The organism is Leifsonia sp. 563 (assembly GCF_040545055.1).
Classification (GTDB): Bacteria; Actinomycetota; Actinomycetes; order Actinomycetales; family Microbacteriaceae; genus Leifsonia.
Genome location: NZ_JBEPLE010000008.1, coordinates 116,850 through 137,856 on the forward strand (window position 1 = coordinate 116,850; position 21,007 = coordinate 137,856).

20 protein-coding genes are annotated in these 21,007 nt (G+C 70.3%); 11 read left to right on the forward strand and 9 right to left on the reverse strand.

The window, feature by feature from the left end; translation table 11 throughout:
• The first annotated feature begins 40 nt into the window (after positions 1-40).
• Positions 41-541, forward strand: coding sequence for a hypothetical protein (locus ABIC47_RS18465; RefSeq protein WP_354482873.1), 501 nt, complete (start codon positions 41-43; stop codon positions 539-541).
• Positions 542-681: 140 nt separating this feature from the next.
• Here the strand turns inward: ABIC47_RS18465 and ABIC47_RS18470 are convergent, their stop codons facing one another.
• A complete protein-coding gene (locus tag ABIC47_RS18470) occupies positions 682-1,221 on the reverse strand; it encodes a sugar O-acetyltransferase (RefSeq protein ID WP_354482876.1) in 540 nt (179 codons plus the stop codon).
• A gap of 111 nt (positions 1,222-1,332) precedes the next feature.
• Here ABIC47_RS18470 and ABIC47_RS18475 point away from each other — a divergent pair, with 111 nt between their 5' ends.
• Positions 1,333-1,794: a DUF8821 family protein gene (locus ABIC47_RS18475; protein WP_354482878.1), complete on the forward strand. Its 462-nt coding sequence runs from the start codon at positions 1,333-1,335 to the stop codon at positions 1,792-1,794.
• 9 nt (positions 1,795-1,803) lie between these two features.
• Here the strand turns inward: ABIC47_RS18475 and ABIC47_RS18480 are convergent, their stop codons facing one another.
• The 3 genes from ABIC47_RS18480 to ABIC47_RS18490 all read right to left on the reverse strand — a co-directional run bounded on the left by ABIC47_RS18480 (position 1,804) and on the right by ABIC47_RS18490 (position 4,645).
• Complete coding sequence (locus ABIC47_RS18480; protein ID WP_354482881.1) at positions 1,804-2,481, reverse strand: alpha/beta hydrolase family protein; 678 nt, start codon at positions 2,479-2,481, stop codon at positions 1,804-1,806.
• Between the two features lie 490 nt (positions 2,482-2,971).
• Positions 2,972-4,372 (reverse strand): MFS transporter, encoded by a 1,401-nt coding sequence (locus ABIC47_RS18485; protein WP_354482883.1) that lies wholly within the window; start codon positions 4,370-4,372, stop codon positions 2,972-2,974.
• A gap of 27 nt (positions 4,373-4,399) precedes the next feature.
• Complete coding sequence (locus ABIC47_RS18490; RefSeq protein WP_089876499.1) at positions 4,400-4,645, reverse strand: hypothetical protein; 246 nt, start codon at positions 4,643-4,645, stop codon at positions 4,400-4,402.
• Between the two features lie 85 nt (positions 4,646-4,730).
• On the opposite strand from ABIC47_RS18490, the gene ABIC47_RS18495 reads away from it, so the two are divergent.
• The 3 genes from ABIC47_RS18495 to ABIC47_RS18505 are packed head-to-tail and all read left to right on the forward strand — an operon-like array spanning position 4,731 to position 5,738.
• Positions 4,731-5,108, forward strand: a complete 378-nt coding sequence (locus tag ABIC47_RS18495) for a DUF7882 family protein (RefSeq protein WP_089876497.1) — start codon at positions 4,731-4,733, stop codon at positions 5,106-5,108.
• A gap of 1 nt (position 5,109) precedes the next feature.
• Positions 5,110-5,445, forward strand: a complete 336-nt coding sequence (locus ABIC47_RS18500) for a DUF7882 family protein (protein WP_020077261.1) — start codon at positions 5,110-5,112, stop codon at positions 5,443-5,445.
• Positions 5,446-5,447: 2 nt separating this feature from the next.
• Positions 5,448-5,738, forward strand: coding sequence for a DUF4287 domain-containing protein (locus tag ABIC47_RS18505; RefSeq protein WP_018191525.1), 291 nt, complete (start codon positions 5,448-5,450; stop codon positions 5,736-5,738).
• 31 nt (positions 5,739-5,769) lie between these two features.
• Here ABIC47_RS18505 and ABIC47_RS18510 read toward each other — a convergent pair whose 3' ends face one another.
• From ABIC47_RS18510 to ABIC47_RS18525, 4 genes are all read right to left on the reverse strand, one after another.
• Positions 5,770-6,720, reverse strand: coding sequence for an NADP-dependent oxidoreductase (locus ABIC47_RS18510; RefSeq protein ID WP_354482887.1), 951 nt, complete (start codon positions 6,718-6,720; stop codon positions 5,770-5,772).
• Positions 6,721-6,776: 56 nt separating this feature from the next.
• Positions 6,777-7,871 (reverse strand): NYN domain-containing protein, encoded by a 1,095-nt coding sequence (locus ABIC47_RS18515; protein ID WP_354482890.1) that lies wholly within the window; start codon positions 7,869-7,871, stop codon positions 6,777-6,779.
• A gap of 108 nt (positions 7,872-7,979) precedes the next feature.
• Complete coding sequence (locus ABIC47_RS18520) at positions 7,980-9,398, reverse strand: aspartate aminotransferase family protein (protein WP_354482893.1); 1,419 nt, start codon at positions 9,396-9,398, stop codon at positions 7,980-7,982.
• A 14-nt stretch (positions 9,399-9,412) separates the two neighbouring features.
• The gene (locus tag ABIC47_RS18525) at positions 9,413-10,909 is read right to left on the reverse strand and encodes a CoA-acylating methylmalonate-semialdehyde dehydrogenase (protein WP_354482895.1); all 1,497 of its coding nucleotides are present in this window, start codon (positions 10,907-10,909) and stop codon (positions 9,413-9,415) included.
• 182 nt (positions 10,910-11,091) lie between these two features.
• On the opposite strand from ABIC47_RS18525, the gene ABIC47_RS18530 reads away from it, so the two are divergent.
• The 6 genes from ABIC47_RS18530 (at position 11,092) to ABIC47_RS18555 (ending at position 19,412) form a co-directional block, all read left to right on the forward strand.
• The gene (locus tag ABIC47_RS18530) at positions 11,092-12,738 is read left to right on the forward strand and encodes a PucR family transcriptional regulator (protein ID WP_354482898.1); all 1,647 of its coding nucleotides are present in this window, start codon (positions 11,092-11,094) and stop codon (positions 12,736-12,738) included.
• Positions 12,739-12,889: 151 nt separating this feature from the next.
• Positions 12,890-13,921: a LacI family DNA-binding transcriptional regulator gene (locus tag ABIC47_RS18535; protein WP_354482901.1), complete on the forward strand. Its 1,032-nt coding sequence runs from the start codon at positions 12,890-12,892 to the stop codon at positions 13,919-13,921.
• Between the two features lie 320 nt (positions 13,922-14,241).
• Positions 14,242-15,546 (forward strand): ABC transporter substrate-binding protein, encoded by a 1,305-nt coding sequence (locus ABIC47_RS18540; RefSeq protein ID WP_020077268.1) that lies wholly within the window; start codon positions 14,242-14,244, stop codon positions 15,544-15,546.
• 78 nt (positions 15,547-15,624) lie between these two features.
• Complete coding sequence (locus ABIC47_RS18545) at positions 15,625-16,611, forward strand: carbohydrate ABC transporter permease (protein WP_020077269.1); 987 nt, start codon at positions 15,625-15,627, stop codon at positions 16,609-16,611.
• Positions 16,604-17,443 carry a carbohydrate ABC transporter permease gene (locus ABIC47_RS18550; protein ID WP_354482904.1) on the forward strand — a complete coding sequence of 280 codons (840 nt, stop codon included), beginning with the start codon at positions 16,604-16,606 and terminating at the stop codon, positions 17,441-17,443. The genes ABIC47_RS18545 and ABIC47_RS18550 overlap by 8 nt, the downstream gene beginning before the upstream one ends.
• A gap of 37 nt (positions 17,444-17,480) precedes the next feature.
• A complete protein-coding gene (locus tag ABIC47_RS18555; protein WP_354482907.1) occupies positions 17,481-19,412 on the forward strand; it encodes a cellulase family glycosylhydrolase in 1,932 nt (643 codons plus the stop codon).
• A gap of 89 nt (positions 19,413-19,501) precedes the next feature.
• Here ABIC47_RS18555 and ABIC47_RS18560 read toward each other — a convergent pair whose 3' ends face one another.
• Positions 19,502-20,989 (reverse strand): helix-turn-helix domain-containing protein, encoded by a 1,488-nt coding sequence (locus ABIC47_RS18560; protein ID WP_354482909.1) that lies wholly within the window; start codon positions 20,987-20,989, stop codon positions 19,502-19,504.
• Between the last annotated feature and the right edge of the window lie 18 nt (positions 20,990-21,007).

The window sequence follows — 21,007 nt, forward strand, 5'->3', positions numbered from 1 at the left end:
GGATGATCCCTCCGGGGCTGCGCCTCACTAGCGTGGACGCATGCGTGGCGGGCAGCAGAACGGCGTGACGGCCGGCATACTGCGCGGGCTCCTGGAGGCGGGTGGACAGTCGGCATTGACCCTCGCCGTCATGGGCTTCGCAGGGCTGGTCGTCTGCATCGCGGCGGGCTCTTATGACGGCATTCCGACGATGATCGGGTGGTTCATGCTGAGCGCCGCGGCGGCCTTCGTGACGACGGTCATCGTCATGGCGGGAGGCCTCCCACTCCGCCTGATTCCCCGTGCCCGCAACTTCTGGCGCGCCCATGCCGAATTCGCCTTCGTCGGGATATCCGTAGGCGCGGTGCTGATCGTCGGTTCCCTCGTTCTCGCGGGGCGGACCACGATCAGTGACGACTTCGGGGGGCGTTTCGACGTGTTGGAGCCGAATCCATGGATACTGCTCGCCGGTTGGCTCCTGCTCGCGTTCTCGTGCGCTCACGTTCGCTGGCCACGGGAGTGGAGCCGTCGGCGCGCGGGAAAGTCGAGCGTGCGTTTCTGACGACTCGGGATGCATCGGGGCGCCGGATTCGGCCGAAACGGAGGCTAGAGCGCCACCTCGGGAGCGAGCGATCCTCCGTTTCCTGCGGGCTCGCGGCGCGTCGGAGCGGGAATCCTCCGTTTCCGCGGCCGCCGGCCCCTTCACCAGCTCCGCAGCACCGCCGCCTTCGGACCGGCGACCAGCGTCCGCGCGGGCACGTCCTCCGCGACGGTCGCGCCGGCGGCGATCACGGAGTCGCGGCCGATGGTGACGCCGGGGAGGATGGTGGCTCCCGCGCCGATCCACACGTTCTCCTCGACCGTGATGGGGCCGCCGGTCAGCCAGATGCGGCGGTCGTCGGTGTCGACGGGGTGGCCGACGGTGATGAAGGTCGCCTTCGGGGCGACCATCACGCGCTCGCCGAGGGTGATGCCCGCGTAGTCGAGGAAGGTGCAGTTCTGGTTGATGAACACCCGCTCCGCCAGCTCCAGGTTGCGGCCGTGATCGGTGAAGAACGGCGGGTAGATGGTCACGCGTGGCGGGAGCGGGCGGCCCAGGATCTGCTCGAACAGGGCGGATTTGCCGTCCTCGTCGTCGAAGGGAAGGACGTTCAGCCGCGAGGTCAGCGCGGTCACCTCCAGCACCCGCTCGGACATCGCCTGGAACTCGGGACTGTGGATGCGCATCAGCAGCTCGGACACCCCACGATCCTGACGCGGACGCGGTGCGTGCGGGCAGCGGACACGCCAGCGCGCGCCCAGAGCGCGACGCACGCTACGGTAAGGCTCGACACCGCACATCCAGGAGGACCCATGCCGTACGTCGTCGACTTCGAGAACGTCTCCACCGTCGGGCTCGAATCGTCGCCGGTCGCGGACGCGCTCGCCGGCCTCCGCGCGAACGAAGCGCGGTACTACCGCAACAAGTACGACCACGTCTTCACCGTCGGGACCGCGGAGGAAGAGCAGGATGCGGTGGACCGGGTCGCGCGCGTCCTGAAGGAGGAGCGCGGCATCGTCATCGGCTCTCCGGCGCTCGAGGCCACGGACTTCGAGGCCGACGGGATGCGGATGACGTACGTCTTCTACGAGTCCGGGCTGTCGATCAACGTGATGTACACGCTCGCCGAGGGCGGCAAGCGGGCGGTCGGCTTCAAGCTCTCCGACGGGATGGACGTGCCGGAGGAGCTGTCGTCGTTCAAGTTCGCGCGCCAGAAGTCCCGGCTCGCGGGGACCATCCGCGGGTCCTATTTCGTGATCAAGGGCGAGTACTGACCTCCTCCGTCACACGACGGCGCGGACGAACTCCGCGACGGTCGAAGCGATGAGGTCTCGCACACCGGCTGCGCCCAGCGGGGACGCCTTCGGCACCCTCATGCCGTGGTCGGCGCCCGGGACCTCCACCACCTGGATGCGATCGGCTGCCTCGGCCGAGGAGGCGCCGGCCTCCTCCGCCTCCACTTCGGAGGCGACGAGAGCCGCTGATCCGAACGGGTCGCCTCCGCCCTGGACGACGAGCACAGGGACGACCGGCTCGAGCAGTTCGTCGAGCCGCGACCGATCGGCCTTGCCCGGCGGGTGCAACGGGAACGCAAGGCAGACGACAGCTCGAACGCCGAGGGCCGTCGCCGTCCGGCAAGCGACGCGCGCGCCCGCGCTGCGGCCGCCGGTCACCAGGGGGAGGTTGCCCGCGAGCTCCCGGACCCGCGGCGCGGTCTCCTGCCAGGCGATGTCGAGGGTGGCCGGACGGGCGGCCACGCGCTTGCCCGCGACCCGCCACGGCTGCTCGTAGCGGACGACCGTGATGCCCTCCCCGGGCAGCCGGGAGGCCAGCACTGCGAGGTCGGCCGCCTCGATGCCGCCGCCGGCGCCGTGGCCCAGCCAGAGCACTGCGGTGGGGCGTTCGGCCGCGGAGACGGTCAGGCGGCCGGGGCCGACCGTGGTGGGGACGTCGATCTGCATGGAGTCGACGCTACCCGTTCGGTTCAGCGGGGGACGGTCGGCGAGGGAACTGTGGAAAAGGGGGAGAGGACGTCCGCTGGGGACGGAATTGCGCACATCCCGACCGCCCGGCATTCGTCGCAACTCTTGCTTCCGCACGCCGCCGGGCGGACCATGGAAGAGGCGATGCGGGCGCCACGGGTCGGATGGGGATGATCACGATGGTCGCGGACTCACGGGTGTGCAGAGTGTGCGGAGGGCCGATCTCCGCGGAACGGCGGCTGGTGCCGACGTCACGCGGGGCATGGGCAGTGGTGACGGTCGCGGTGGGCTGCCGAAATCCGCTCTGCCGCGCGTCGTCGATCGCCCAGCAGCGCATGGTGCCCCCCGGCACCACCCTGGTCGCCTGAGCGCAGGCGACCGGCCGACCGCCTGTGGGTCGCAATACGCCGTTCTGGCGCGCCCATGACGGCGTGTTGCGACCCACAGGCCAAAACGCCAGCAGCCGCGGTCAGGAGGCAGCGGCGGCGGCACGCCTCGCACGCCCGGGCCGCACGAACACCAGCAGCGCCAGGTGCACCACCGCCAGCACGGTCGCGACGCCGACGGCCGCCAGCCAGCTGCCCGCGGTCGTCCCACCGCTGAACAGCAGCCCGAGCACCGTCGTCGCGACGATCGCTCCGACATAGCGCGACGTCTGGAAGATGCCCGCGGCGACGCCGCTGTCCTCCGGGCGAGCCGCCGAGTAGAGCGCCTGATTCATCCCGATGCTGACGACGCAGTAGGGGATGCCGAGTGCCGCAGTGAGCACGAGCACGACCCAGGGTGCCGTCGTCGCGGCGGCGACGGCGAGAAGGGCGGCCCCGACGACGAGCGCGATCGCACCGGTGATCAACGTCGGCCGCAGCCCGACGGACTCGATCGCGCGCGCGGCGAGCGGCGTGACGACGATGGTCACGGCCGCGAGCGGGAACATGAGCAGTCCGGCGACGCCCGCGCTGTAGCCTCCGTGCGTCTGCAGGTACTGCGGCAGGCCGAAGAAGGCGGAGTAGTAGACGACGTTGAAGATCGCGAAGCTGAGGTACACCAGCAGCAGACGCCGGTTCGCCGCCAGCAGCCGCAGATCGAGGAACGGGTGCGCTGTGCGCAACTCCCGCCAGACGAACAGCGCGGCGGCCACGGCGCACACCGGCAGCAGCCACCAGAGCGGCTGCGGTTCGAGGTCGAGCAGGAAGACAAGCAGCGACGTGAGGGTCGCGATGAACAGCAGGATGCCCGGGATGTCGGACTCGGCCAGCGTGCGCCCCAGCGGCACCCGCTCCCGCTCGGCGTCCGCCGGTGCGAAGAACCACACGCCGACGAAGGCGATCAGGGCCAGCGGCACGTTCACCCAGAAGATCGACTCCCAGCCGAGGAACGTGATCAACGCGCCGCCGAGCACCGGTCCGATGGCGGCGCCGGAGGTGTTGGCGATCTGGATGCGGCCGAGCAGTCGCGGCGTCCCCACCCCGGAGGCCGCCGCGAGCGGTCGCAGCAGGGCGATCGCCGAGGGGAACGCGGTCGCCGTCCCCACCGCGAGAGCCACTCGGCCGACGCAGACGGCGGCGAGGGAGCCTGCGAACGGCGTGAGCGCGCAGGCGAGGACGACGACCAGCATCCCGAACAGGAACAGACGGCGCGGGCCGAAGCGGTCGCCGAGTCGACCCATCAGCGGCTGGCCGGCGGCCGACGCCAGGTAGAACGACGTGATGACCCAGGTCACGGCCGTCACATCCACACCGAAGTCGTGCTGCAGCGGCACGAGGGCCACGGCGATCATCGACGAGTTGAGCGGGTTCAGCAGCGTGCCGAGGCTGAGCGCGGCGACGGCCGCCCCCGTGCGCGGGCGCGCAGGATCGTCGGAGCGGGTCACCCCGTCCACGCTACCCGGATCGCGCGATCAGTCGTCGAGGTCCTCGGTCGTGACGGGGATGGTGGAGCGGTAGGGGTAGGCGGGCATCGACGAGTACTCCTCCTCGTCGGCCAGCTCGTACACGTCGTAGGCGAGGGCCCCGGCGAACAGGGTGGCGACGCGGATCTCGCCGGGAGGGCACCCGCCGATCAGGGGCACGACCACGACGCTGTCGAGGGTTCGGCCGTCCTCGTAGAGGAGGGCCGCTTTGATGGTTCGCGTAAGTGCGTCCATGACCGGACTTTACGGCGATTCGCCCAACCGTGACTTGACGGCGCGCGGTGGTTTGGAGAAAGTGATCCAGACAGGAAGGATTCGCGTGGGAACGCTGATCTACGACGGGGCCGACGGCTTCACGTTCGACGACCGGGTGCTCGCGCACCTCCAAGCGGTGGTCCAGACCAAGCTGCGGCGCCGGGAGGGCTTCCTCCTCATCTGGACGGATCGCACGGCCGGCTCCGAGGGCGTGCTGCGGTCGATCTGGCTCGACCCCTCCATCTCGCTGCAGTTCGTGTTCGCGCGACCGGAGCTGCCGGAGTTGAACCGCGACTGGCTGACCATCCTCGGCGAGCGGGCCAACAGCAACTCCGGGCTGATGCTCGAGGACGACCTGCGCGCGGAGATCCGCGAAGAGGTCCCGGAGGGCACCTATCGGGCGAGCCGGACGAGGAACGGCAAGCGCCGCGAGGGGGCGTGACGTGGGAAGGCTGGTCTACGGGACCGCGCCGCAGGAGTACGAGTTCGACGACCGCACCCTGGCGCACGTCAAGATCGCCGTCGTCACGAAGCTGCGCCGCCACGAGAGCTTCCTGCTGAACTGGCAGATCCCCGCCGACCTCGGCGGAGGCCGGGTGAGCCTCTGGATCAGCCGGGACATCCCGCTGGCGTTCGTGTTCAGCGGGACCAAGCCGCCGCGACTCAACGACAAGTGGATGGATGTGCTCCTGCGCACGAGCCAGCGCACCGGTGGAATGGTGGTCGTCTCCGAAGCGGAGGCGGAGGCCATCGTCGAGCGCGACGAGAGAGGGGACTGAGGATGTCGTTCCAGGCTTATCTCGACGCGGTCGAGGACAAGACCGGCAAGACACCGCGCGAACTGGTCGCGGAGGCGGGGGAGCGCGGGTTCGGCCCGGGCACCAAGGCGGGTGAGATCCTCGCCTGGCTGAAGGACGATTACGGGCTGGGGCGCGGGCACGGGATGGCGATGGTGCATGTGATCACCAAGGGCCCGCAGATCGACACGAAGTTCGTCGGGACGGACGGCGTGCACCGGGACGAGTCGGCAACGCTGTGGCTCGACGGGAAGGCGACCAAGCCCGCCGGCTGATTCCTTCGCCTCGCGGCCCGCCTGGCCGCACTCAGGGCAGCAGCGCGAGCTTGCCGCCCGGGTGTCCCTCCTTCAGGAACGCGAGGGCCTCCGGCGCATCGGCGAGTGGATACGTCCGCGCCATTGGGACCTGGAGGCGGCCGCTGCCGGCCAGCTCGAGGAGCGGGCCGCGCACGGAATCGCGGAACGCCTGGCTCTCCGGCTGCGCGCCGAAGACGGCGTGGAAGCCCTCCTGTTGTGCGCGCTGGGCCGCGACGATCGTGACGATGCGCAGCCGGTCGGGGACGAGTTCGAGGGAGACGTCGATCGCCTCGTCGGTTCCGACCGTGTCGAGCGCCGCGGCGATGGGGCCCTGGGCGGCTTCCGTCGCCCGCTCTGCGAGCCCCGGTCCGTATGCGATCGGCAGGCCACCGAAGCGGCGCACGCGGGCGAAGCTCGCTTCGCTCGCCGTTCCGATGACGCGGGCGCCGATCTCGGCCGCCTGCTGGAGGATGCTCACGCCGACCGCGCCCGATGCTCCGTGCACGAGGATGGTCTCGCCCGCGCGCACGTGGGTCACGTCGAGCATCTGGGCGGCCGTCGTGCCGACGAGCAGCAGGTTCGCGGCCTCTTCGTCGGCCAGTCGAGCGGGCTTGGCGAAGACGTCCTTCGCCGGGACGGTGACGGCGGTGGCATAGCCGCCCTGGATGCGGAACGCGACGACCGCGTCGCCGACGGCCCCGCCGCCGGACGCGATCTCGGTATCCGGACCGATGGCCGCGATGACGCCGGCCACCTCGTAGCCGATCGGGACCGGGAGCTCGAGGCCCTCTCGGGGTGCGGACACGTGCTTGTAGTCCGCCGGATTGACGCCCGCGGCGCGGACCTCGATCGTGACCTCGCCCTGCCGAGGTTCCGGAACCTCGACCTCCGCGAACTCCCATGTCTCCGGCCCGCCCCAGCGGGTCGCTCGCCACTGTCGTGCTGTCTTCTGGCTCGCCATGCTCGCAGTCAACTCCCGTCGGCTGTGCGCCGGCTCAAGACCCCCACCATGCCGTCTCAGGTGGCGGAGACGCGGTCCGCAGCGCGGCCGCTGTGCCGGGCACGGCGCGGGCGGGTCGGTGCGAGGCGAAGCATCTGGGCGGTCGAGCTGTCGTCGAGCTCGACCAGGTCGCCGCGCGACTTGATGAAGTCGCTGAACGAGCGGTACCCGAGGGCCTTCTCGCTGAAGGACGGGTCCATCCTCTTCATCTGGCCCTTGACCGTCGAGCTGTGCAGCCACGGCGAGTCGTCCTTCTCGTGGCCGAGCTGCATGGCTCGGGCGAGGAGGCGGGTGGCCACGTGCTGCGGGTCCTCGCTCTGCTCCTCGTCCGCGTCGTCGGCGCTGGTCGTGGTCGCCGCGCGCTTGCGGCTGCCGCGCTTCGGCCGCTGGGCAGGCTCGGCGGCTGGAGCCGACGCATCCACCGCCCCGGCTTCGGCAGCGGCGCCATCCGTCTCGGCCCGGTCGCCCGCAGGCTCCGCGGCGACCGCGGTCACCGGCTCGGTGCCGGCCGCGACCTCGACGTCGTCCGCGTCTTCCGCCTCGTCACGGGCGATGCCGGGGAGGTCGTCGTAGCTGACGAACTCGTCGCACGCCGCGGCGAGCGACTTCGCAGTCGAGCCAGCGACGCCGATCCCGATCACATAGCGCCCGAGGCGCTTCACCCGCTGGGCCAGCGGGATGTAGTCCGAGTCGCCCGCGACGATGACGACGTGCGTGAGCTCGGGAAGCCGGAAGAGGTCTTCGACCGCGTCGACCGCGAGCCGGATGTCGGCGCCGTTCTTGGCGTAGGCGGCGGCCGGGAAGAGCTGAACGAGGTCGACCGCGCGGCCCACGAGCTGGCCGCGGTACTCGGCGTTGACGGCGGACGACCAGTCGGCGTACGCCCGCGTCAGCACCAGCGTGCCGAACGACGAGGAGAAGTCGATCACCGCACCCAGGTCGACGCGCGCTTCCGCCAGCTTCTCGGCGAAGCCCGCCTTGGGCGCGGTCGAACTCGACTTGGGCCGATCGCGCATATAGGAGCCACGACCGTGCACCTGGTCGTAACGGGATATGACGATGTTGTCGAAGTCTATGTAGACAGCGACACGGCCGTCTCCGGGTTCACTCATGCTGCCACGATAGCTTGCGGCCGCCGTGAGCCGACCGGCGGGAAGCAGGATGTGGACAAGCTGCGGCTGTGGATGGACGACACCAGGTGCCGCCCATCCACTCGCCGGTCAGACGCGCGCGTAGCGGTCCGCGACGTCGAGCGCCGCGTCGATCGCGGCGAGACCACGACGCAGCTCGTCCTCCGCGATGACCAGCGGCGGCGCGACGTGCACGCGGTTGAAGTGGGTGAACGGCCAGACGCCCGCGGCCTTGCAGGCCGCCGCGACCTCGGCCATCGGCGCCGCATCCGGCCCCGCCGCGTTGAACGGCACCAGCGGCTCCCGCGTCTCGCGGTCGCGCACCAGCTCCAGCGCCCAGAACAGGCCGCGGCCGCGCACCTCGCCGAGCGACGGGTGCCGCTCCTGCCACGACCGGAGCTCCGGCTCGACCACGCGCGAGCCGAGGTCGCGCACCCGCTCCAGGATGCCGTCCCGCTCGAACACGTCGAACGTCGCGACCCCGGCGGCGCAGGCCAGCGGGTGTCCCGAATAGGTGAGGCCGCCCTGGAACGCCACATCGTCGAACCGCGCGGCGATGGCGTCCGAGATGACGACGCCGCCGAGCGGTACGTACCCGGAGTTGACGCCCTTCGCGAAGGTGATCAGGTCGGGCACGACGTCGAACGCATCCACGGCGAACCACTCGCCGATCCGCCCGAACCCGACCATGACCTCGTCGGCGATGTACACGATCCCGTACCGGTCGCACAGCTCCCGCACGCCCGCGAGGTACCCAGGCGGCGGCACCAGCACCCCGTTCGTGCCGACGACGGTCTCGGCGATGAGCGCCGCGATCGTGCCGGCGCCCTCCAGCACGATCACGTTCTCGAGGTGCTCCAGCGCGCGCTGCGTCTCCTCCTCCGGCGAGGTCGAGTGGAAGGCGCTCCGGTAGGGGTACGGGCCGAAGAAGTGCGCGACCGACGGGTCGCTCGGCTCGTTCGCCCAGCGCCGCGGGTCGCCGGTGAGGGCGATCGCGGTCGAGGTGCCGCCGTGATACGAGCGGTACATCGACAGCACCTTACGGCGGCCGGTCACCGCGCGCGCCAGGCGCACCGCGTACTCGTTCGCATCCGCCCCGCCGTTGGTGAAGAAGACCTTGTTGAGCGTCCCCGGAGCCACCTCGGCGATACGCCGAGCCAGCTCGCCGCGCACGTCGTTCGCCATGGACGGCTGCACCGTGGCGAGGCGGCCCGCCTGCTGCTGGATGGCGGCGACGAGGTCGGGATGCTGGTGCCCCAGGTTCAGGTTGACCAGCTGCGAGCTGAAGTCGAGGTACGCATTCCCGTCGTAGTCCCAGAACGTGGAGCCCTCGCCCGCGGCGATCGGCAGCGGGTCGATCTTCGCCTGGGCGCTCCACGAGTGGAAGACGTGCGCGCGGTCGTCGCTGCGCACCTGGCGCTCGGCCGCCGCATCCCCGAACGGATGCTCGACGCCGTGCCGGTCGAGGTAGCCGGTCCGCGTGCCGGTGGTCGGGATGGTGTCCGTCATCGTCGTCTCCTCGCTCACGCGTTGCCCGGGAAAGCCAGCTCGATGCGCGAGTGCAGGGGGTCGGGCCAGCGCGTGGTGACCACCTTGCTGCGCGTGTAGAAGTGGAACGACTCCGGTCCGTAGATGTGCGAGTCGCCGAACAGCGAGTTCTTCCAGCCGCCGAACGAGTAGGCGCCGACCGGCACGGGGATGGGCACGTTGATGCCGACCATCCCGACCTCCACCTCGAACTCGAAGCGGCGGGCCGCCCCGCCGTCACGGGTGAACAGCGCGACGCCGTTGCCGTACGGGTTGGCGTTGATGAGCTCGATCGCCTCGTCGAAGGTGTCGACGCGCACCACTGACAGCACCGGGCCGAAGATCTCGTCGTCGTACGCCCTCATGCCCGGCTTCACGTTGTCGAGCAGGCTGACGCCGACGAAGAAGCCGTCGCCGTCGAACGAGCGCGCGGTGCCGTCCTCCACGACCGTCGCGCCCTCCGCCGCGGCGCCGGTGACGTACGACGCCACCTTGTCGCGGTGCTCGCGCGTGATGAGCGGGCCCATCTCGCTGGCCGCATCCGTGCCCGGCCCGATGCGCAGGGCGCCGAGGCGCGACTGGATGGCCGGCACCAGCCGGTCGCCGACGTCGCCGACCGCGACCACCACGCTGACCGCCATGCAGCGCTCGCCGGCGGAGCCGTAGGCGGCCGAGACCGCGGCGTCGGCGGCGGCGTCGATGTCGGCGTCCGCCAGCACCACCATGTGGTTCTTGGCGCCGCCGAGCGCCTGGACGCGCTTGCCGTTCGCCGACGCGCGCTGGTAGATCGAGCGGGCGATCGGCGTGGATCCGACGAAGCTGACCGCGGCGACGTCGGGGGAGTCGAGGAGGGTGTCCACCGCCTCCTTGTCGCCGTGGACGACGTTGAGCACGCCGTCCGGCAGTCCGGCCTCGCGGAACAGCTTCGCCAGGAACACGGAGGCGCTCGGGTCCTTCTCGCTCGGCTTCAGCACGACGGTGTTGCCGCAGGCGATGGCGCTCGCGACCATCCACAGCGGCACCATGACCGGGAAGTTGAACGGGGTGATGCAGGCGACCACGCCGACCGGCTGCTTGACGCTGTGCACGTCGATGCCGGTGGACACCTGCTCGCTGTACTCGCCCTTCAGCTTGTCGATCAGGCCGCTCGCGAACTCCACGTTCTCGAGCCCCCGGCCGATCTCGCCCGCAGCGTCGGAGAGCACCTTGCCGTGCTCGCTGGTGACGATGGCGGCGAGCTCGTCGCGGCGCTCCGTGAGCAGGTGACGGAGGCGGAACATCACATCGGCGCGCTTGGTCAGGCTGGTGGCGCGCCAGGCGGGGAAGGCGGCGCGCGCTGCGGCGATCGCCCGCTCAGTCTCGGCGGCGTCGGCGAGGGCGACCTCGTGCTGGCGCTCGCCGGTTGCCGGGTTGAACACCGGGCCGGTGCGCAGGGCGCCGGCCGAGTCTGCGGCGGTCTCTTCGCCGGCGATGAAGTGGCGGATCAGGGCCACGGGGATCCTCCTCGCGGTTTCGCCGGACGTTCTGCCCGGCGGTGACAGTAAGCTTTCCTCCCAATGATCACAGAGCGGAGGCGGTAGGAGCGATGCCAGATCGTCGGGACCCGCACGCGGTCCGAACAGTTCGTCCGAACGGGTCGGGCGGCGCGGCGCAGCCGGCCGTAGGGTCGTCGTCGGTGCTGCCGACAGTGCGCGAGGTGCTCCGCATGGAGCCGGTCGCCGTCGCCTTGCCCGAAGTGCTGACCGGCCGGGATCGACTGGATGCGCCGGTGCGCTGGGTGCACGTCGCCGAGACGGCCGAAGCGGCCCGGCTGGGCTCCGGCGGCGAACTGCTGCTCGCCACGGGCGTCGGCTGGCCCGCCGACGCCGCGGCTCTGCGCCGGCTCGGACGCGTGCTCGTGGATGCCGGCGTCGCCGGCCTCGTGCTGGAACTCGGACCCCTGATGCCGAGCGCGCCCGCCGCGCTCGTCCAGGAGTTCCAGGCGGCCGGGCTGCCGTTCGTCGTCCTCCACCGGGAGGCGCGCTTCGTCGCGATCACAGAGGCCGTTCACTCGCGCATCATCGCGGAGCAGATGGTGGCGTTGCGGGCGCGGGACGACATCCACGCGCTCTTCACCGGGCTCAGCCTGCGCGGGAGCCCGGCCGACTTCATCGTGGAGCAGGCGGCGCGGGTGCTCGGTTCGCCGGTCGTGCTGGAGGACACCGGCCACCGGGTGATCGCGGCCAGCGGACTGACGGCCAGCGGGGTGACAGCCAGCGGAGTGGGGGCCGGCGGCCCGGTCTCGGGCGGGGCGAACACGTCGGGCGAGGACGAGCTCGCCGACTGGGAGCAGCGTTCGCGGGCGGCCCACCGGTCGGGCGCGAGTGGGTGGACGATCGTCCCGGTCGAAGCGCGGGGCATGCGCTGGGGGCACCTCGTCGCACTGCCTGGTGAGCCGCATCCCGCCGGGCGTTCCAATGTGCTGGAGCAGGCCGCGGTCGCGCTCGCGCTCAGCCGGCTCTCCGACCGCGACGACGACGAGTGGACGCGGCGCAGCCACGACGCGCTGCTCGCGGCGCTGATCGGCCGGCGGTTCTCCGGGGAGGGCGGCGTGACCGCCCGGTTCGAGGCGGCGGGCTTCCCGCTCTCCGGCCGGCTGGTCGCCGGGGTGGCGGTGCGGCTGCGCTCCGGGACGCTGCCCGTGTCGGCCGCAGCGCGAGCCGTGGAGGCGGCACGGACGGCGGGTGCCGACGCGGTGGCCGGACGGCATCCCGAGCAGCCGGGAACACTCGTCGTCGCTGTGTCCGCGCGGCCGGGGCGCCAGCTCACGGATGGGCTGTTCGCGTCGATCGCGGACGCCGTCGGGTCGGTGCGGCTCGACGACCCGGCCGCGGTCGTCGCCGTCGGGTCGGACGCGCGCGGGATCACCGGGCTGTTGTCGTCGCTGGAGGAGGCGGTCGAACTGGCGGCCGGCTCTGCCGCGCGGGCCGACGCGCGTCTCGGGCGGACGCCGCACATCCAGCGCGTTCAGCATCGGCCACTGCTGCGGCTCGTCAACGCGCTCGGCAGCGATCCGCGGCTGCTGGAGCACACCGAGCAGCTGCTGCGGCCGCTGATCGAGTACGACCTGGTGACCGGCGGAGACCTCGTCGAGGTGCTGCGCGCCTACCTCAGCCACCCCGGGAACCGCACGCGCGCGGCTGCCGCGAGCCACCTGTCCCGGTCGGTCTTCTACCAGCGGATCGCCCTGATCGAGGAGCTGCTCGGGATGGATCTGGACGACGGCGAGACCGTCGCGGCCCTTCACGCCGCGGTGCTGGCGCGGGGTCGCGCGGCGACCTGACGGCGGCCGCTGCTGCAGCATCCGTGCCGAGTCTCGCGTGTCGTGCCTGGGAACGCATCCCCTCGCCGCCTGAGCGCTCTCGCACGATGCGACGGGTGCGCGAAACGCGCGAACAAGTATTGTTGGCCGCGCACCATGAAGGGAGGCGGCCGTGAGCAACGGAGCGGGGCGCGTGACCATCGCGGGGCTGGCCGACCAGCTGGGGCTCTCGAAGGCGTCCGTGTCGTACGCGCTCAACGGGCTGCCCGGAGTGAGCGACGAGACGCGCGAGCGGGTGCTGGCTTTGGCGGAGCAGCTGGGATGGCATCCCAGCTCGTCCGCGCGTGCCCTGTCGCGGGCGCGGTCCGACACGATCGGCATCGTCCTCCGCCGCGATCCGAGCCTGCTCGGCGCTGAGCCGTACTACATGAGCCTGCTCGCCGGGGTCGAGTCGGAACTGTCCGAGACCGGGCAGTCGCTGCTGCTGCGCATGGTCGGCACGGACGCAGGTCAGGAGGTCGCCGCCTACCGTCGCTGGAGCGCGGAGGCGCGTGTGGACGGCGTCATGCTCTTCGACATCACCTTCGACGATCCGCGCCCGCAGCTGCTGGAAGAGCTCGGCCTCGCGTTCGTACTCCACGGCAACCGGGAGGCGGTCGCGCCCGGAAAGGTGCTGCTCTACGACGCGCGCGCCGACGCCGGACTGCTCGTCGAGCACCTGGCCTCCCTCGGCCACCGGCGCGCGCTGCACATCGCCGGACCCGCCGAGTTCGAGCACGAGCAGGACCGGAGCGACGCCGTCGCCTCGCACGGGCGGGAGTTCGGCGTCGAGTTCTCGTTCGCGGTCTCCGACTACTCGATGGAGTCGGGGGAGCGGGTCGCCGCCGAGCTGCTGGCGACCGACACATCCATCACCGCGGTGCTGACCTCGAACGACCTGCTCGCCCTGGGCGCACAGACGGCGCTCAACCATGCCGGCCGTGAGGATGTCGCCATCGTCAGCTGGGACGACTCCCTGCTCTGCCGCCTCGGAACCCGCCCGATCACCGCGCTCGACCGGTACCCGGAGGAGCAAGGGCGGCGGTCGACGCGGCTGCTGCTCGACCAGCTCGCCGGCCGCCCGGCGTTCGACCGCCGCGCGCGGCCGAGCCGCCTCGTGCCCCGCGCCACGAGCATCCGCGCCGGAGAGCACGCCGCGCGCTAACGCGCATCCTGCGCTCGTCGCTCGCCGCTCGCTCTGCCGCCTGCCGAGGTGCACGTAGTTGCGGGCGACACGCCGTAGCCGACCGCCACTACGTGCACCTCACGGCCAGATCCTGGCGGCCAGCGCAGCGCGGAGGGCGGCGCGCAGCGCGCGGGGCGCGCGGGGCGGCACGGGCGGGGCGACCGGCCGGTATACCCTCGGACGAGGTGAAGTCAAGGATTGACACCTGAACCGGTTAAGTTAGGCTCAGCGTGGCGCTCCCGCGTCCGGCTCTCGCACCAGGGCCGGGATCGCCCCCATCAAGAGACGAAGGAGTCACAATGAGGAAACGCGCCATCGCCGTCGCGGCACTGGCCGCAGCGGTCTCGCTCGTGGTCGCGGGCTGCAGCAGCTCGGGATCCGGAGGGTCGTCCAGCGGGGCGACACTCACGTACTGGGCGAGCAACCAGGGGACCAGCCTCGACAACGACAAGCAGGTCCTCACCCCCGTCCTGGACGACTTCACGAAGCAGACCGGAATCAAGGTCAAGCTGGAGGTCATCGGCTGGAACGACCTGCAGACCCGCATCCAGACGGCCGTCACCTCGGGCCAGGGCCCGGACGTTCTGAACATCGGCAACACCTGGGCCGCCTCCCTGCAGGCGACCGGAGCGTTCCTGCCGTTCGACGACGCCAACATGAAGGCGATCGGCGGCAGCGACAAGTTCGTGAAGGCCGCGCTCGACACCGGCGGCGCCGAGGGCAAGCCCGTCACGAGCGTCCCGCTGTACGGCCTGGCCTACGGCCTGTACTACAACAAGAAGATGTTCACGGACGCCGGCGTGCAGCCGCCGACGACGTGGGAGGAGCTCGTCGCCGCGGCGAAGAAGCTCACCAACGGCAGCCAGTACGGCTTCGCCCTCGCAGCGGGCAGCTACACCGAGAACGTCCACTTCGCGTTCATCAACTCGGCCCAGAACGGCGGCGAGTGGTTCGACAAGAAGGGCAACCCGACGTTCGACAGCCAGGCCAACATCGACGGCATCAAGCGCTACCTCGACCTGATGCAGAGCGACAAGGTCGTCAACCCGTCGAACGCGCAGTACGACAACGGCGTGCAGGCGGTCAACGACTTCGCCACCGGCAAGGTCGCGATGATCCTCAGCCAGAACAACGCGGACGCCTCGATCGTCGCCAACGGCATGAAGAACGACCAGTACGGCGTCGTCCCATTCCCGGCTCCTGAGGGCGGCAAGGACATCGCCACCTTCATCGCCGGCATCAACCTGTCGATCTTCAAGAACACCAAGCAGAAGGATGCGGCGCTCAAGTTCGTCAAGTACATGACGAGCGAGGACGTCCAGACCACCCTGGGCAAGCCGTACGCCAGCCTGCCGGTGCTCAACGACGCCAAGCCGGTGTTCACCGACAACGCCGAAGAGGCGGCGACGTTCCAGAAGATCTACAACGACATGTCCAAGCCGCTCCCGCTGGTGCCGGCCGAGGACCAGTTCGAGAACACCGTCGGCAAGGCGATGAACGATATGTTCGCCAAGATCGCCACCGGCAGCACGGTCTCCGACGCCGACATCAAGGCGGCTCTGAAGAACGCACAGGACCAGGTCAAGCAGTCGCTCGGCGGCTGACACCCGGAAACCAGCTCGTCGGGCGGGGCGCGGCCACCGCGTCCCGCCCGGCGGACAGTCACACCCCCAAGGAGACCCATGTCGACGACGACAGACGTCCGCGGCCCAGCGCGCACCGTGCCGGCTGCCGCAGCTGCACCGCCCCAGCCCAAGCGCCGCCGCCCCAAGGGATGGTGGCTGCCGTTCATCCTGCTCGCACCGGCGATCGTGTTCGAGCTCCTCATCCACGTCGTCCCGATGCTCACCGGCATCTGGATCAGCTTCACGCAGCTGACGAAGTTCTACATCGCCAACTGGGGCGAGGCGCCGTTCGTCGGCCTGAAGAACTACGCCGTCGCGCTCGACTTCAACGGGTCGGTCGGCGCCGGACTGCTCCGGTCGTTCCTCGTCACCGTCGGCTTCACCATCCTGGTCGTCGGCCTCTCCTGGGTGCTCGGGATGGCGGCAGCCGTCTCCCTGCAGGGCCGGTTCCGGGGGCGCGCGTTCTTCCGCACGCTGTTCCTCGTGCCGTACGCGCTGCCGCTGTACGCCGGCATCATCACCTGGAAGTTCATGTTCCAGAAGGACACCGGCGCGATCAACCACTTCCTCTTCGACAACCTCGGGCTTCCGGGCGACAAGCCGTTCTGGCTGATCGGCGGCAACGCCTTCTGGTCGATCGTCATCGTCGCGATCTGGCGCCTCTGGCCGTTCGCGTTCCTGATGCTGATGGCGGGTCTCCAGTCCATCCCGTCGGAGGTGTACGAGGCCTCCGCGGTCGACGGCGCCAAGCCCTTCCGGCAGTGGCGTGCGATCACGCTGCCGATGCTGCGGCCGGTCAACTCGGTCCTGCTGCTCGTCATGTTCCTGTGGACCTTCAACGACTTCAACACACCGTTCGTGTTGTTCGGGAGCACAGCCCAACCCGCGGCAGGCGACCTGATCTCGTTCCACATCTACAACGCCTCCTTCCTGACCTGGAACTTCGGCTCCGGAGCCGCGATGAGCGTCCTCCTGCTGCTGTTCCTGCTGGTCGTGACCGGCGCCTACCTGCTCGTCGTCAACCGGAGGAACCGCAATGCGTGAGACCCGCTCTTCCCACGTCTTCCGCTGGATCACCATCGCCGTGCTCACCGTCTTCACGGTGGTGCCGCTCTACGTCATGATCACGTCGTCGGTGAAGCCGCTGTCCGAAGTGCAGGCGGCATTCACCTGGTGGCCGCAGACGATCACGTTCCAGCCGTTCATCGACATGTGGTCGACCGTCCCGCTGGCGTCGTACTTCGTGAATTCGCTCATCGTGTCGAGCGCGGCGACCCTGATCTCGCTGGTCATCGCTGTGTTCGCCGCGTACGCCGTGTCGCGCTACCGGTTCAAGGGCCGGAACGTGTTCACCACGACCGTGCTGTCGACGCAGATGTTCCCCGGAGTGCTCTTCCTTCTCCCGCTGTTCCTCATCTTCGTGAACATCAACCAGGCGACCGGCATCCAGCTGGTCGGCACGCGGTGGGGCCTCATCATCACGTACTTCACGTTCGTGCTGCCGTTCTCGATCTGGATGCTCGCGGGATACTTCGACGGCATCCCGCGCGACCTCGACGAGGCCGCGAAGGTCGACGGCTCCGGGCCCATGGGCGCACTGTGGCACGTGGTGCTGCCGGCCGCCCGCCCCGGTCTGATCGCGGTCGCGATCTACTCGTTCATGACCAGTTGGGGCGAGGTGCTGTTCGCATCCGTGATGACGACGGACGAGAACAGGACGCTCGCGGTCGGCTTGCAGCTCTACTCGACCCAGACGAACGTGTACTGGAACCAGATCATGGCGGCGTCGCTGGTCGTGTCCATCCCGATCGTCGTCGCGTTCCTCCTGCTGCAGCGCAACTTCGTCGCCGGTCTGACCGCCGGCGCGGTGAAGTGACGCTCGACCGCATCCCCTCTTCCTTCTGAAAGGCACCATGGATCGCCCATCCCCGGTCTTGCAGGTCGACGACGCCCCCGTGGTGTGGCTCGGCGCCAACTTCTGGTCGCGCACCGGCGGCCCGCTGATGTGGACGCGCTACGACGCGGCCGTCGTGCGGGAGGAACTGCGTGTGCTCGCCGAGCACGGCCTGAACATGACCCGCTCCTTCTTCTACTGGCCCGACTTCCATCCGACGCCGGACTCCCTCGACGAGCAGTGCATGGCGAACTTCGCCGACTTCCTCGACGCGCACACGGAGGTCGGGATGACGACCGTCCCGACGTTCCTCGTCGGGCACATGTCGGGCGAGAACTGGGATCCGGCGTGGCGCGACGGCCGCGACCTGTACAGCGACGTCTGGTTCGTCGGACGGCAGGCCTGGTACGTGCGGGAGCTGACGTCGCGGTTCGCCGCGCATCCCGCCGTCGCCGGATGGCTGCTCACCAACGAGGTGCCGATCTACGGAGGGGAGGCGCCGCGTCCCATCGTCGACGCGTGGGCCTCGCTGCTGGTGGATGCGGTGCGCGCGGGCGGCGGGACGCAGCCGGTCGCCGTCGGCGACGGTGCCTGGGGCATCGAGACGACGGGTCACGACAACGGGTTCTCGGTGCGCGACCTGGCGAAATTCACCGACTTCATCGGCCCGCACGTGTACCGGATGGAGACCGACCAGGTGCGGCAGCACCTCAAGGCGGCGTTCATCGCGGAGCTCGCGGCGACCGACGGACTGCCCGTCATCATGGAGGAGTTCGGCCTGACGAGCGACTTCGTCTCGGACGCGGGCGCCGCCTCCTACTACCGGCAGCTGCTGTACTCGACGCTGCTGGCCGGTGCTACCGGATGGATCGCGTGGAACAACACCGACTACGACGACCTCGCCGATCAGCGGCCGTACTCGCACCATCCCTTCGAGATGCATTTCGGGATCACCGACCGTCACGGCAACCCCAAGCCGCCGCTGCGCGAGCTGGCGCGGTTCGCTGCCGACCTGGCCGCGATCGAGCTGCCGTCGGTGCGGCGGGCGCCGGTGGATGCGGCGCTCGTCGTCCCCTCGCACCTCGCCGAGGATTACCCGTTCACGCAGGAGGAGGAGCGCGCGCACATCGTGGCGACGGGGGAGCAGTCCTACGTCGCGGCGCATGAGGCGCACATCCCCGTCGCGGTGGTGCGCGAGAAGGAGGACGGCGGGCTGCCGACCGGGTACGGCCTGTACCTGCTGCCGTCGGTCAAGCAGCTGTGCGCGACCTCGTGGGAGCAGCTGGTGTCGCTGGCGGGCGAGGGGGCGACCGTGTACGCGTCGTACTCGCACGGGTCGGGCGGCGTGCAGCGCGGGCCCTGGTGGGCGCACACGGAGGAACTCTTCGGCGTGCGGATGGACAGCGCGTACGGGCTCGCCGAGCCGGTGACGGACGCGACGGTCACGCTGCGGTTCACCGAGGACTTCGGGTCGATCGCGGCCGGGACGGAGCTGTCGTTCGCGGCGGCGGGCAACGAGAACGGGCGGACGTACCTCCCGGTGCGCGCGACCTCGGGCCGCGTCGTCGCGGTGGATGCGCACGGCCGGCCGGCTGTCGTGGTGCGCGATCACGGTGCGGGGCGCGCGGTGCTGTGCACGTATCCACTCGAGTTCTTCGCGTCGGCGCAGGGGCGGGTGAACCCGGAGGAGACCTGGCGGCTGTACGACGCGCTCGCCGTGGTCGCTGATGTGGAGCGGGATGTGCGGCTCGACGACCCGCGGGTGTTCGCCGACGCGCTGGTGCACGAGGACGGCCGCCGCTTCGTGTTCTTCGTGTCGCAGCACGACACCGCGGTCACGGTCGAGCCGACCGTCGCCGGCGGCGAACTGCGGACGCTCGACGGCGACGCATCCCCGTCCGTCGCGCTCGATCCCTACGGCGTCGCGATCCGCCTCCTCGCCCTCGACTGACCCCTCCACCCAAGCCAACAGCTCCTGAGTTTTTCTGCCTTTCGAGGCTCTTTCGTGCGAAAAACTCAGGAGCTGTTGGCTTGGATGTCTCAGGATGCGGGGGCGTGGCGGTCGAGGAAGGCGTAGACCTCGGTGGCGTCCACTCCGGGGAAGGTTCCGGTCGGGAGCGCGGCGAGCAGCGACGTCGGCGTGCGCGCCGCCGGCCACGCCATCCCCTCCCAGCGCTCGGCCAGCGCACCGGGCGGCCGTCGGCAACAGGATTCGTCAGGGCAGCGCGACACCGCCCGATGCGTCGTCTCCCGCCCGCGGAACCACTTGACGTGCGCGAACGGCACCCCGACGCTGACGGAGTAGTCGCCCTCCTTCGCCTTCTCGACGCGTGACGTGCACCAGAACGTCCCGCTCGGGGTGTCCGTGTACTGGTAGTACGGGCTGAACCGGTCGGCGACGTCGAACACCGTGCGCGCGGTCCAGCTGCGGCACACGGGCGTCCCCTCGACAGCGCCGAGCGCATCCGACGGGAAGGCCACGGCGTCGTTCTCGTACGCCTTGATGATGGTGCCCGACTCGTGCACCTTCATGAAGTGCACCGGGATGCCGAGGCGCGCGGTGGCGAGGTTGGTGAAGCGGTGCGCCGCCGTCTCGTACGACACGGCGAACGCGTCGCGGAGGTCCTCCATCGAGATGCGCCGGAAGTTCTTCGCCTCGGTCAGGAAGGCCACCGCATCCTTCTCGGGCAGCAGCAGCGCCGCGGTCAGATAGTTGGTCTCGATCCGCTGCCGCAGAAAATCGGCGTAGTTTCGCGGCTCATCGTGGTCGAGCACGTGCGACGCGAAGGCCTGCAGGATGGGCGAGCGCGAGTCGCGCGACGCCGACTGCTCGGTGGGCAGGTAGATGCGGCCGTTCCGCCGATCGGTGACCGAACGGGTGGAGTGCGGCAGGTCGCCGACGTAGTGCAGCTCATAGCCGAGGTGATCGGCCATGTCGGTCACGGTCTGGTGCGAGACGGGCCCGCCGGTGTGGCCGACGGCGGCCAGCAGGTCGGCCGCGATGGCCTCGAGCTCCGGGAAGTGGTTGTCGCGCGCCCGCATCGTCGCCCTCAGTTCCGCGTTTGCGCGGCGGGCCTCCTCCGGCGTCGCCGCGCGCTCGCGGTGCAGCCGCTCCACCTCCTGGTGTAACGCGAGAATCGCCTGCAATGTCGCGTCGGGGACAGTCCGGCTGACCCGCACCGGGTCGATGCCGAGGGACGCGAACACCGGCCCGCGTTGCGCCCGCTCGACCGCGATCTCCAGGGCCGAGCGTTCGTCCGGCGGCTCCGGCGCGAGCAGGTCGTCGACGCTCACGCCGAGGGCATCCGCGATCGCCCGGAGCAGCGCCAGCCGCGGCTCGCGGTTGCCGTTCTCGATGGTCGACACCTGTGACGGTGCCCGGTCGACGGCTGTGGCGAGCGCCTCCAGAGTCATCCCGCGCCGTTGCCGGAACGCGCGGATGCGCCGGCCCAGGGTGAGTGCGTCGGCTGCGGGCTGGTCGGCGTGCGCGTCGTCGTACACGTCGTCGATGACGGTCATGGTGGCCATGCTGACACTCCTGCGAAG